10 protein-coding genes and 1 tRNA gene are annotated in these 12394 nt (G+C 41.0%); 9 read left to right on the forward strand and 2 right to left on the reverse strand.

The window, feature by feature from the left end; genetic code table 11:
* Positions 1 to 31: 31 nt before the first annotated feature.
* The gene (locus tag AB6T38_RS18640; RefSeq protein WP_372548757.1) at positions 32 to 1759 is read right to left on the reverse strand and encodes a lysophospholipid acyltransferase family protein; all 1728 of its coding nucleotides are present in this window, start codon (positions 1757 to 1759) and stop codon (positions 32 to 34) included.
* 151 nt (positions 1760 to 1910) lie between these two features.
* Here AB6T38_RS18640 and pyrC point away from each other — a divergent pair, with 151 nt between their 5' ends.
* The 4 genes from pyrC to dbpA are packed head-to-tail and all read left to right on the forward strand — an operon-like array spanning position 1911 to position 5910.
* On the forward strand, positions 1911 to 2948 hold the full coding sequence (pyrC, locus tag AB6T38_RS18645) for a dihydroorotase (RefSeq protein ID WP_372548733.1): 1038 nt from the start codon (positions 1911 to 1913) through the stop codon (positions 2946 to 2948).
* Between the two features lie 50 nt (positions 2949 to 2998).
* Positions 2999 to 3796, forward strand: coding sequence for a substrate-binding periplasmic protein (locus tag AB6T38_RS18650; RefSeq protein WP_372548734.1), 798 nt, complete (start codon positions 2999 to 3001; stop codon positions 3794 to 3796).
* Between the two features lie 12 nt (positions 3797 to 3808).
* The gene (locus AB6T38_RS18655) at positions 3809 to 4498 is read left to right on the forward strand and encodes a crotonase/enoyl-CoA hydratase family protein (RefSeq protein ID WP_372548735.1); all 690 of its coding nucleotides are present in this window, start codon (positions 3809 to 3811) and stop codon (positions 4496 to 4498) included.
* 35 nt (positions 4499 to 4533) lie between these two features.
* Positions 4534 to 5910 carry an ATP-dependent RNA helicase DbpA gene (gene dbpA / locus AB6T38_RS18660; RefSeq protein ID WP_372548736.1) on the forward strand — a complete coding sequence of 459 codons (1377 nt, stop codon included), beginning with the start codon at positions 4534 to 4536 and terminating at the stop codon, positions 5908 to 5910.
* Positions 5911 to 5966: 56 nt separating this feature from the next.
* Here dbpA and AB6T38_RS18665 read toward each other — a convergent pair whose 3' ends face one another.
* Positions 5967 to 8189, reverse strand: a complete 2223-nt coding sequence (locus AB6T38_RS18665) for a M13-type metalloendopeptidase (RefSeq protein WP_372548737.1) — start codon at positions 8187 to 8189, stop codon at positions 5967 to 5969.
* Positions 8190 to 8496: 307 nt separating this feature from the next.
* Between AB6T38_RS18665 and AB6T38_RS18670 the strand changes: the two genes are divergently transcribed.
* The 5 genes from AB6T38_RS18670 (at position 8497) to secE (ending at position 12393) form a co-directional block, all read left to right on the forward strand.
* Positions 8497 to 8913 (forward strand): MAPEG family protein, encoded by a 417-nt coding sequence (locus AB6T38_RS18670; RefSeq protein WP_372548738.1) that lies wholly within the window; start codon positions 8497 to 8499, stop codon positions 8911 to 8913.
* 28 nt (positions 8914 to 8941) lie between these two features.
* Entirely contained in the window at positions 8942 to 9553 is a 612-nt protein-coding gene (locus AB6T38_RS18675; protein WP_372548739.1) for an RraA family protein, read from the forward strand.
* An 18-nt stretch (positions 9554 to 9571) separates the two neighbouring features.
* Positions 9572 to 11413 carry an ABC transporter ATP-binding protein gene (locus AB6T38_RS18680; protein ID WP_372548740.1) on the forward strand — a complete coding sequence of 614 codons (1842 nt, stop codon included), beginning with the start codon at positions 9572 to 9574 and terminating at the stop codon, positions 11411 to 11413.
* Between the two features lie 438 nt (positions 11414 to 11851).
* A tRNA-Trp gene (locus AB6T38_RS18685) sits at positions 11852 to 11928 on the forward strand.
* 87 nt (positions 11929 to 12015) lie between these two features.
* Positions 12016 to 12393, forward strand: a complete 378-nt coding sequence (gene secE, locus AB6T38_RS18690; RefSeq protein WP_372548741.1) for a preprotein translocase subunit SecE — start codon at positions 12016 to 12018, stop codon at positions 12391 to 12393.
* The last annotated feature ends 1 nt before the right edge of the window (position 12394 follow it).

Here is a 12394-nt window from a genome sequence, read left to right on the forward strand (position 1 = left end):
TTGTAGCACGGCATTTATGCCGTGGACAATATTAGTTAGCTGTATATTGTTTCCAGTTGTCGCCTAAATATAGCTTTAACAACTTTTCAGGGGCTTTGGGTAATTCAACACTCAATAGTAACCCTGGTGTATCATTGAAATTTCCATCTATCCCCAAACAGTGAAATTTTGCGCCGAGCTTTAAGTAATGCTTGGCTAAAATTGGAATGTCTTTTCCATCACTCTCGATTGCCGCCAAAAGTGTGGTTAAATGTGTCGATAAATCATGTTCTTTTGCAAAATCCAAAATTTCCGGGTGAGGAGCAAAGTCGAATTTTTTGTGGGGTGTGACTTTATCGGTTGGCGTGACTAAGGCCTCCTCAATTAATGCAACCGAGCGAGGGTTGTATAATTTACTCAAGGAAACTGTGCCATATAACGTGCGGTAATGAGGAAACTTACAAACAAAAGCGCCAATCCCTCGCCATAATAAAAATAGTCCTTGAAAGCTTTTTTGATATTCAGGTATTAAAAATGATCTGCCCAATTCAAGGCAAGGCTGCTGCTGGTTCACAAACTCCGAAGAAAAGTTAAACATACGTGCCAAATACAACTGCGATATATCACCGTGCTCAAGAAGTTTATCGGTTTGCCCCATTCTATATGCACCAATAATTTTTTGGCTTTTATTGTTGATAACAAATAACTGGGTATAAGTGGCATCAAACTCATCTGTATCTATCGGTTCTCCGCTGCCTTCATTGTGCTGACGGAACACTAACTCTCGTAATCTTGCTATTTCAAATACGGTTTTGGGAAGTTGTTGTTGATAGCCGTAATAAACTGAATACTCTTTGTGAACCAACAAACATTGTTCTTTAGGAAGTACTTCTAACTCCTGCGCAATGTCTTGCCAAGGTGTTTGCTTAGCTAATGGTGCGAGTTGCACACTTTGATCTTCAGGCCAGGTCATACTCCATAAAGGATCTTGGGAGTAGCTTTGAATTCTGCACAGTGCTGCGTGCTGTTTGCTATTGGCAACTTTATAGGTGTTAGGTTTTACTAGTGAACCACAACTAACTTTTATTTTAGTGTTGTTTTTATTCAGTAATTCTCGCGCCAACATGAACAGCCTAAACCGAAAATAGACTCGACCTAAACGATAAAACAAAGGGCTGTTTTGACCGCTGACAAAGATCGGTAGAAATTGTGCCTTCGATGAATCAATGAGTTTACCAACAATGCGATTCCAAGAATGCTCACTAATGCGCTTTTTGTCACCTTGATAGTAAGCCACACGTCCGGCAGGGAAGATCAAAACAGCACCACCTTGCTTAACGTGTTTTATACTTTTTCGAATGGAGGGGCCATTTCGCGGATCGCGCTCAGACAAAGGGTTGGTGAATATAAAATAGTCCTTCAACTCCGGAAAAAGTTTTAACCCTTGATTGGCCAAAACCTGAAGATCTGGACGGATTTGACCAATTAGTAAACACAATATTACACCTTCTATACCGCCGAAAGGGTGATTGCTCGCAATAACTAATGGTCCGGAGTGAGGAATGTTTTTTTGAACAGAGTCGCCACCCAATACTTCAATATTGAGTATCTGTAGTAATTTTTCGGCAAATTCTGATTTTTCAAGGCCTTGCATTTGATGACGCTTATAAAGCGCATCCATTTTCTTGACGCCCACAATGTGGTCTAACATTTTTAAAGTTAGGGTGAGCGGGCCTTTTTTTTGCTCAACAAGGTTAGCAAGACTAATAGATGTCGACACCTGATGCTGCATATTTTCAGTTATTCTCAACAACGACAATTAATCTTTACCTTATAACAGAAGCTATTTATGCAATGCAAAAGATTATTTTTACTATTTTTCGGGCATAATAGGGGGAAGATTTAGCTTAAACTCTGACTACAGGCCAATGATGAATAAAATTACGATAACTGCCCCAGATGATTGGCACTTGCATTTCCGTGATTATGACATGTTAGGGGAAACGGTTCCTGCCACCGCTAGGTGTTTTAAACGCGCGATTGCGATGCCGAATTTAGTGCCGCCTATAATCACCGCTAAAATGGCAATGGATTATAAATCACGTATTCTCGCAGCTCGACCTGAAGGTAGTGATTTTCAACCACTCATGGTGCTTTTCTTAACCAACGAAACCAGCAAGCAAGATATTATTGACGCTAAAAACGCCGGTGTAGTGGCAGCTAAACTGTATCCCGCCGGTGCTACGACCAATTCTGACTCAGCCGTTGCTGGCATTGAAGCTTTGTATCCGGTTTTCGAAGAAATGGCTCAGCAGAAAATGCTTTTGTTAATCCATGGTGAAGTCACACAGGACCACGTGGACATTTTCGACCGGGAAAAAGAGTTTATCGACCAACATCTTACAAAAATTGTTGAACGCTTTGCCCACTTAAAAATAGTATTTGAACATATTACTACCTCCGACGCTGCAGCATTTGTATTGCAAAGTTCTGAGAATGTTGCAGCAACCATTACCCCGCAACATTTATTGTTGAACAGAAATGATTTGCTAGTGGGCGGTGTTCGTCCTCATAACTTCTGTCTACCGGTACTTAAGCGTAATACTCATCAGCAGGCCCTTAGAAAGGTCGTAGCGAGTGGTTCTAAAAAGTTCTTTTTAGGTACGGACTCTGCACCCCACGAAAAACATAGAAAAGAGTCAGCATGCGGATGCGCAGGCTGTTACAGTGCTTGGAGCGCGCTAGAATTATACGCACAAATTTTTGATGACTTGGGAGCCATTGATAAGCTCGAAGGTTTTAGTAGCCATTATGGTGCTGATTTCTATGGGCTAGCACGTAACACCCAAACGGTTACTCTAGTCAAAGAAAAGTGGCAAATTCCTGAACAAATAATCCTTCCCAATGGAAACCCAATCGTACCGTTTTTTGCAGGACAAACGGTTGATTGGAAATTAGAAAACGTGTAGCGATGCGATTAACACGAGCACTCTGTTCATTAAACGTACTCTCGATAACAATGAATAGAATTTTAATATTGTTATTTAGTTTGAGTAGCAGTGCGTTGTTTGCCCAATCCTCAAAAGAATTTTGGGTGTTAGCTTATCCTGAACCGCCTTTTATCGAACAGACGGAAAAAGGACAGGTAACAGGCTTATTGGTTGATGAAGTGAATGGAATTTTGGCGACCGCGGGGATTAGACAGCAAATTCTTCTTGCCCCGTGGAAACGTCTTGAGCAAGAAGCAAAGGTGAAAGCTAATGTTTTGGCTTTTGCGTTAACTCGTACAATCGAGAGGGAAGATAGTTATCACTGGATAACCCCTCTTACTGCCAATGTGTATTCAGTTTATAGTCCGCACAAACAACTTAAACCTTTAAATAGTCTTGAACAATTATCAGAGTTTGACTCCATAGCGGTATTGGAGAATGATGTTCGTCACAAAATACTGCAGGCGCAAAATGCCAAAAATATACATGTATATTCAAACTGGTCAGATGCAATTGATAGCGTTGTAAATAAACAATCCAGCGCGATATTTTTTTCCGACGCAGGAATGCAGTATTTTTGCCGCGAGCAAGGGAAAGGCTGCAATCAGTTTGAGCGTGTATTTATGTATGGAAAAACTGTAACTTATCTCACCTTATCAAAAGTGGGGACAAATTCAGAGTTGGTAAATAGATTGAAAAGAGCGGCAAATCACTATAAGCGCTCAGACGCATTTAAACTAATTTCTAAAAATTGGCTAAAGCAATACCAAAACTTGCCTATTCCTATGCATATGGAAGACGGTGTACTTAATTTGTGGAATAAATAATCGGACCTGACTATGAGTAAACTTGTTAGTTATCAAAATCAAGAATCTTATGCCCTAATCACTATTGATAATGGCAAGCCCAATGCGCTTTCTCCTGATGTCATTGAGCAAATTAATTTGTGTTTAGATAAAGCAGAGAAAAATCAAAAAGTAGTGGTGTTAACTGGCAAAGCAGGTATGTTCTGTGCGGGTTTTGATTTAAGTGTGATGAAACACAGTCATGAGTCAGCCGTGGAGCTTGTGAAGAGGGGCTCATTGCTGTCAAAACGGTTATTGTCCTTTCCTACTCCGGTCATAGCGGCCTGCTCTGGCCATGCGGTGGCTAAGGGAGCATTTCTTTTATTATCAACCGATTATCGTATTGGAATCGATGGCGATTTTAAAATAGGTTTGAATGAGGTGGCTATTGGAATGACCATGCACCAAGTGGGTATCGAGCTGGCGCGCAATCGATTAACCCCTCGTTATTTTAATCGTTCTGTCATTAATGCGGAAATCTTTAACCCTGGACAGGCACTAGAAGCTGGGTTTTTAGACTTGGTCGTGAAACCCAAAAAATTCGAAAAAACCGTTAATAAAGTTGCCTTTGCCATGGCTTCATTAGATCTAAAATCCCATCGAGCAACTAAACTAAAAGCAAGAGCTGAACATTTAGCGAACTTAGAAAGCGCTATTGAGATAGATCTCAACAGTTCATTGTAACTATTTATAACACTTATTTTAAAGAGAGCACATTAGTGACCCAATTTTCTTCTTTGCCATTAAAACCTGAACTTGTTAGTAATTTGGAAACCCTTGGATTTGAGGGGATGACCGAAATTCAACAACAAAGTCTACCGAAAATTCTGGCAGGCAAGGACGTCGTCGCAAAAGCAAAAACCGGTAGTGGTAAAACCGTCGCTTTTGCATTGGGTTTGCTAAATCGACTTAATGTGGAGCGTTTCAGAGTACAAGCATTGGTCATGTGTCCTACACGAGAGTTGGCGGAGCAAGTTGCTGAAGAAATTCGTCGTGTTGGGCGGATGATTGAGAATATGAAAGTACTTACTCTTTGTGGTGGCAGCCCAATGGGGCCACAAATTGGCTCTCTTTCCCATGGCGCGCATATTATCGTCGGTACCCCAGGGCGTATTATGGATCACTTGTCTAAAGGCCGCCTCAATGTGTCTGAAGTAAATACCTTGGTATTGGATGAAGCCGATCGTATGTTAGATATGGGCTTCGAAGAAGAAATGGAAACTGTCATTCGAGCTGTGCCAACTGACCGACAGACCTTACTATTTTCTGCTACTTACCCTGATCAAATAAAACAAATAAGTTTAAAAATACAGCGCAATCCCATCGAAATTACGGTGGAGTCAACCCATGACACAAGTAAAATAAAACAACTTTTTTATGAAGTAGAAGAGCCCCACAGAACTAAGACGGCAGCGGCCTTGTTGACTGAGTTTCAACCAGAGTCGGCGATTATATTCTGTAATACTAAAATAGCCTGCCATGAGCTGTTAGAAGCCCTTACTGAAATGGGCTTCTCAGTGGATGCGTTGCACGGTGATTTAGAACAAAAAGACCGTAATCAAGTTTTAGTGCGCTTTGCCAATAAGAGTTTATCTGTGCTCATTGCCACCGACGTTGCCTCTAGAGGCTTAGACGTTAAAGGCGTGGGCGCTGTGATTAACTATCAAATCACGCCTGATCCGGAAGTCCACATTCATCGGATCGGTCGTACCGGTCGTGCGGACGCAGAAGGCCTAGCCTTAACCTTGTGTGCGCCTAAAGAAATGGGGCGGGCCAACGCCATTGAAGATTATGAACAAAGAAAAGTAGAGTGGAAAGGAGTTCAAGCGCTTCGATTTCATGCTAATCGCATTGTGCAGCCAGAATATCAAACAATATGTATTGATGGTGGTAAAAAAGCCAAATTACGCCCTGGTGATATTTTGGGAGCATTAACTAAAGATGCGGACGTATCCGGAGAAGATATAGGTAAAATTAAAGTAACGGCTACGCACAGCTATGTGGCGGTAAAAATTCGTAGTGTTAGACGCAGTTTGAAACAGTTTAACGAAGGAAAAATGAAAGGCCGTAAGTTTAAAGCTAGAAAATTACGTTAATCACTTCCTTTAATAAAGAGTGCCTAGGCACTCTTTATTACTTCATGTATATCGCACTACCAAATCTTCACTCGCTCTTTCGGGGCTAAATAGAGTGCATCTCCTTTTTTGACATCAAATGCAGAATAAAACTCTGGAATATTCGGCATTACGCCATTCACTCTGTATTCAGGAGGGGAGTGGGGATCTGTATTGATTAGGTTGCGCAAGGTTTCATCTCGCAAAACTGCGGCCCAAATTTGAGCATAGCCTAATAAAACTCGTTGTTGACCGGTGTAACCATCAAGTATTGGCGCTTCATTATTTGATAATGTTGACTCATATGCCTTCAGTGCAATGCTTAGCCCCCCCAAATCACCAATATTTTCGCCAAGGGTAAATTCACCATTTACATTCAAATCTTTGAAGGGTTTAAATTTACTGTATTGTTTAATCAACTGTTTAGTACGCTTTTTAAACTCTTGTTTGTCGGTCTCGGTCCACCAATTACGCAGTGCTCCATCACCATCAAAGGTGCTGCCGGCATCATCGAATCCATGCCCTATTTCATGTCCAATTACCGCTCCAATACCGCCGTAATTCACGGCATCATCGGCGTCCATGTTAAAAAATGGCGGTTGTAGTATGCCCGCTGGAAACACAATTTCATTAGCTGGGGGATTGTAATAGGCATTTACGGTTTGCGGGGTTAAATTCCATTCGTGCTTCTGAACTGGGCTAGTTTGCTTCTCAAGTAGTTGCTGCCATTGCAGTTCTTCAGAGTGTTTGATGTTGCCAATCAAGTCTGATTTTGAAATTTGCAGTTGCGAATAGTCTTTCCATTTATCGGGGTAACCAATTTTGACGGTAAATTTAGATAATTTATCAAGGGCTTCTGTTTTGGTGGCATCAGACATCCAGTCTAGCTCTTTGATACTCACTTCATAAGCTGCTAATAGATTATTAACCATATCCAACATACGTGTTTTCGCCGCAGGCGAAAAATGTTGTTTTACATAAACTTCGCCAACCACTTCACCTAAATGCTTATTCACTAGATTAACGCCTCTACGCCATCTTGGTTGCTGTTCTTCAACTCCGTAAAGTACTTTGCTGAAAAACTCGAAATTTGCTTGATCTAACTCAGTGGTTAAATTGCTGGCGGTTTGATTGATTACCATCCATTTAAGGTAAATCTTCCAGGTTGATAACGGGGTTTTAGCAATAATACTGTCTACCGCTCGCATGTAATCCGTTTGCGTGACCACTAAACCATCTAAGTCCGAAAGGCCGAGTTCTTCTAACATCGTTGGCCAATCAAAGTTAGGCATTAACTCAGATAATTTAGTTACAGGTATTTTGGTATACAGCGCCACCATATCTCGGGTTTTTTCTTTTTCCATATGTTTAGAGGCGAGCTTTGTTTCTAAATCTAAAATCATTTTTGCGCTTTTTTTAGCGTCTTCAATGCCCACTAATTCGAACATTTTGATTATATGTCTTCGATATTTACTTTTAATTTCCTGATAAGAGCCCTTGCTGCTTGTGTAGTACTCTTGGTCCGGTAAGCCCAAACCAGCCTGCCAAGAGTAAATCATATAAACATTTGGTTTTTTTAAATCGATATATTGATCGATGGCGAAAGGGGTACCAAAACTGTGTATGTTGGCATAGGCAAAATAGGCGGCCAATTGCTGCTGGTTCTCAATTGCATCTATTTTGCTAAATTCAGGTGAAAGTGGCGCAAGCCCTATTTTGTCTCGTGCTTCCATGTTTGTATAAGAGGAATATAAATCCCCCACTTTTTGCTCATTACTGCCTTCTTTAAAGTCACCCTGAGAAGCATTCTGGATGATTTTCATTACATTTTCTTGGGCTTTATCAGCGAGCAATTGAAAGGAATCTAAGCCGGTTTTATCTGCTGGGATTTTCGCCTTATCTAACCATTTGCCATTAGCAAATCGATAAAAATTATCTCCGGGTTTAACTGTTTTATCAATACTATCTAACTTAATTCCGGAATTGGGGAGAATGGAGGCGGTTTCCGGCTCTTTAGGAGGAGGTGTGTCAGTAACAGGTTGCTCTACTTTAGGTTGAACTACAACAGGGGGAGTTTCAACGGTCGGGGTTTCAGGAGCGACCTCTACAGGGGGTTCTGTTTTTGGCAATTCAACGGGGGGATTTTCTATCAGCGGTGCCTCTTGCTGAGTTTTGTCTTCTTCAACGACGTCAGTTGGGGCAGGATCGGAGCATCCCCAGAGAAAAACAATAACCGCGAGCATTAAACTATAAACTTTCATTAAACTCTCTTTGTGTGCGTTATGTTGTTTACTAAAAAATGTACATTTGAATTGAATGTGGGTTTCAGTTAATCGTTTTTTACTTAATTGATAACTGCATCGATCAATATTTTCCCCTGAAGTGTCAGACTGGGGGCGTTTGCACTTCACATAAATTTACCAGTGTAAGCTTAGCATTTGTAGAGCTAATCTAGCATTAATATTTACTCAGCTTAGTTAAAGTTATTTTCAACCGGAACTTATTTCTAATTATTCACTATTTGCGGTAACTTATTGTTACTGTCTATTTCCGTACAAAGGAATATTAATGAATGCAACTATTATCGCTCTGCTTGGATACATTAGTTGGACGTTACTTTTACTTATCCTATTGGCTTCTTATCGAACTATTTTAGTTAGCCAGAAACAACGATTACCCAATCAGTTCAAAGCGGACGGTTCTGATTCACCTGATTTTGGGCAACGACTCACTCGGGCTCACCTTAATTGTGCAGAAAGTTTTGTATTCATTGGTGGCACTATGCTTACGGCTTTGGCTACTAACGCTTCAGCCATCACTAATACATTGGCGTATTATTTGCTGGCAGCAAGATTAGGACAATCCATTGTTCATCTAGTTTCAACCTCTGTGCTTGCCGTGCAGATTCGATTTGCGTTTTTTCTCATTCAGGTGGGGATCTGTGCTTATTGGCTGTTTAAGTTAATAAGCAAATTTGCGTTTTAATATTTAAATTATAATAAGGTGATTATTTATGCTCGATATGAATTTATTCAAACAAATTTCCCCCTGTGAATATGCTGATGCTTTACCTCGGGAGCAATTTATTGATTACTCTATTTCAAGCCTTTGGCCTCAGCCTCCTCGTATAGCTGGCCCCGCCTTCACTGTATTTTGCCAGCCGGGCGACCATTTAATGTTGCATGCGGCAATATATGAAGCCTCTCCTGGAGATATCATTGTAGTGAAATCTGACCCACAATTTGCCGCCGCAGGTGGAAATGTGTGTGCAATTGCAAAGGAAAGAGGGATTGCTGGTTTTGTGATTGATGGGGTTATTCGAGACCTAGCTGAAACCCGTGATATTCAGTTTCCTGTTTTTGCCCGTGGCGTAATTCCTTTTCCTGGTTCAAAAAAAGCGTATTCACCGTTAAATCAGACCATTGAGTGTGGTGGAGTAACCGTTAACCCAGGGGATATCATCATTGCCGACGAAGAGGGTATTGCTGTTGTACCCAAAGACCAAGCTGAATCAGCATACGAAATTGCAAAAGCTCGCACCGACAAAGATGCACAAACAACATTACAGCAATGGCAAGATAATCATAAACGTAATATTGACAATATTATTTCGAAACTTAAATAAACTCTAATTGGATCTTGCATGTTTTCATTTTTCGAACGGTTGACTCAACCGTTCCCTGTTGAGCACCCAACAACCCCACCTAAAACGCTTATCGCTTTTTGTCGTCATTATACTAAAGGTATGTGGCCGGTAATTTTCACGGTATCGCTTTTAGCCGCGTCTGTTGCCGCTTTAGAGGTCTCATTATTCGCTTATGTCGGCCAGCTTGTTGATTGGTTGTCAGAACGGAATCCGGATACCTTTATCGAACAAGAAAGTGGCAGCTTAATTCGGATGGGACTGATTATTTTGGTGATCTTGCCTTGTTTAGTGGTGTTGCAGTCCTTACTCACCCATCAAACTTTACTGGGGAATTACCCCATGAAAATACGCTGGCAAGCACATCGGTATCTATTGGGGCAAAGTATCGGCTTTTTCCAAAACGAATTTGCTGGACGGGTTGCTACCAAAGTGATGCAAACCGCGTTGGCGGTTCGTGAAGCGGTGATGAAGTCATTGGATATTTTCGTTTATGTGAGTGTCTATTTTATCAGTATTGTGGTGTTGGTCTTTTCCATTGATTGGCGCTTAAGTGTGCCTTTACTCGTTTGGTTACTCGCCTACATTATTATTTTGCGAACCTTTGTTCCTCGCCTTAAAAAAGTGTCTCAAAAGCAAGCTGATGCTCGCTCAATTATGACCGGCAGAATCGTCGATAGCTATACCAATATCATGACGGTGAAACTCTTTTCCCATAGTCAGCGTGAATCCGAATACGCTAAAGAGGGAATGAGTGGATTTTTACATACCGTTTATCCACAAATGCGACTTGTCACTACACTTTATGGATGTGTGTGGTTTTCTAACGCCTTACTCGTTTTTACTGTTAGCGCACTGTCAATTTACTTGTGGTTAAATCATTTAGTAACGCCTGGTGATTTAGCGGTAGCTATCAGCTTGTGTTTAAGACTCAACGGCATGGCGCAATGGATTATGTGGGAAGTTTCTTCGTTATTTGAAAATATCGGAACGGTACAAGATGGAATTAACACCCTTGCCAATGAAGTTAGCGTGACAGATTTGCCTGATGCACCTAACTTGAAGGTGAATGGTGGGGCAATTGAATTTAAAAATGTCGACTTTGGTTATGCCGGTCCTGAAGGCAAGCCCATTGATGTTTTTAAACAGTTAAACCTGTCCATAAAGCCTGGTGAAAAAGTTGGTTTAGTTGGACGTTCTGGGGCGGGTAAATCTACCTTGGTGAACCTTTTATTAAGGTTCTACGACGTTCAAAATGGCAATATACTCATCGACGGGCAAGAGATTAAACAGGTTAAGCAAGAAAGCTTACGCGCAAATATTAGCATGGTGACCCAAGATACCTCTCTATTACACCGCTCGGTGAGAGAAAATATTGTTTATGGCCGCGCTTCAGCCACTGAAGAGCAAATGAAGACAGCTGCTAAACAAGCAGAGGCTGATGAGTTTATTCAACAGCTTTCTGATTTGAACGGCAATGTTGGTTATGACGCTCAAGTTGGAGAGCGAGGCGTAAAATTATCAGGCGGTCAAAGGCAAAGAATCGCAATTGCTAGAGTCATGTTGAAAGACGCACCAATTTTAATATTAGATGAGGCTACTTCAGCCCTAGATTCAGAAGTAGAAGCAGCAATTCAACAATGTTTGAACAAAGTGATGGTAAATAAAACGGTGCTTGCTATTGCCCATAGGTTATCCACCATTGCGCAGATGGATCGCTTGTTAGTGTTAGAGCAAGGGAAGATCGTCGAATCCGGGAGTCATAGTGAACTGTTGGCTCAAAATGGTATTTACGCCAAACTTTGGTCCCATCAAACAGGTGGTTTTATTGGTGTGGATTAGTTTTTAGTATCTACTAAGTGAAACTCATCACTCCCAGTGTTTTGCACTGGGAGCTTTTGTTTCTATGATTGTTTGCAAACAATCGCACCTAAAGGGCTGCTGTTTTTCTAGTTAGTTGCGTTGGGTGTGAAGACTGATAATTAAAAAACTTCCGTTACTCATAGAGTATGCAAAAATTAATACTTTCCTAGCTTATTGTTTTCTTTATTTTTCAAACGAAAGACTATTCTCACATAGTTCGTGCGGGACTGACGCCATAGTATAAAAACATACTTTCCCGGAAAGTGACTTTGGCACGACTAATTTACGCTGTGGAAATTCATTTTTACTTGAATAGCGCGGCTCAATGAGTATAATACGCGTCCCTCCTTGTGTGACTCCAAATTTTCCAATAAAAAATTGGTTCAAATCACAAGGTTGGTGTAACTGAAATTTGTTAGGGGTGTAGTTCCAATTGGTAGAACAGCGGTCTCCAAAACCGATGGTTGGGGGTTCGAATCCCTCCACCCCTGCCAATTTTTGTCAAATCACATAAATTTGAATTTAAACATACTGGTTTACTTGAATTACAAATGGCCAGTATTTATTACGGAAGTAAGAATATGAGCGAAAAAGCAGAATCACCATCCAATTCATTGGATATGCTCAAATGGTTGGTAATCGTCTTGATCTTGGGCGGAGTAATAGCCGCAAACACCTATTATCAAGAAATTTCTGTGCTTTATCGTGCACTTGCTGCAGTAGCATTGGTGGCGATTGCTGGTTTTATTGCCAGCAGCACGGTAAAAGGTAGTTCATTCTTAACTTTTGCAAAAGAATCTCGCGTAGAAGTTCGCAAAGTTGTTTGGCCAACAAGGCAGGAAGCAACGACAACAACTTTAATCGTGTTAGCGGCAACTGCTTTTATGTCTATCGTACTTTATCTTTTGGATATGGGTATTGTGGAAATCGTATCGTTCGTAACCGGTTTAGGAGTGTAAA

Origin of the sequence: Aliiglaciecola sp. SL4, from assembly GCF_041538045.1 — a bacterium.
GTDB lineage: Bacteria > Pseudomonadota > Gammaproteobacteria > Enterobacterales > Alteromonadaceae > Aliiglaciecola.

What these genes read in the sequence shown, in the direction of transcription:
- pyrC (WP_372548733.1), top strand. Translation starts at nt 1,911, where the DNA reads ATGAATAAAATTACGATAACTGCCCCAGATGATTGGCACTTGCATTTC.
- AB6T38_RS18650 (WP_372548734.1), top strand. Translation starts at nt 2,999, where the DNA reads ATGAATAGAATTTTAATATTGTTATTTAGTTTGAGTAGCAGTGCGTTG.
- AB6T38_RS18655 (WP_372548735.1), top strand. Translation starts at nt 3,809, where the DNA reads ATGAGTAAACTTGTTAGTTATCAAAATCAAGAATCTTATGCCCTAATC.
- AB6T38_RS18665 (WP_372548737.1), bottom strand. Translation starts at nt 8,189, where the DNA reads ATGAAAGTTTATAGTTTAATGCTCGCGGTTATTGTTTTTCTCTGGGGA.
- AB6T38_RS18670 (WP_372548738.1), top strand. Translation starts at nt 8,497, where the DNA reads ATGAATGCAACTATTATCGCTCTGCTTGGATACATTAGTTGGACGTTA.
- AB6T38_RS18675 (WP_372548739.1), top strand. Translation starts at nt 8,942, where the DNA reads ATGCTCGATATGAATTTATTCAAACAAATTTCCCCCTGTGAATATGCT.
- AB6T38_RS18680 (WP_372548740.1), top strand. Translation starts at nt 9,572, where the DNA reads ATGTTTTCATTTTTCGAACGGTTGACTCAACCGTTCCCTGTTGAGCAC.
- secE (WP_372548741.1), top strand. Translation starts at nt 12,016, where the DNA reads ATGAGCGAAAAAGCAGAATCACCATCCAATTCATTGGATATGCTCAAA.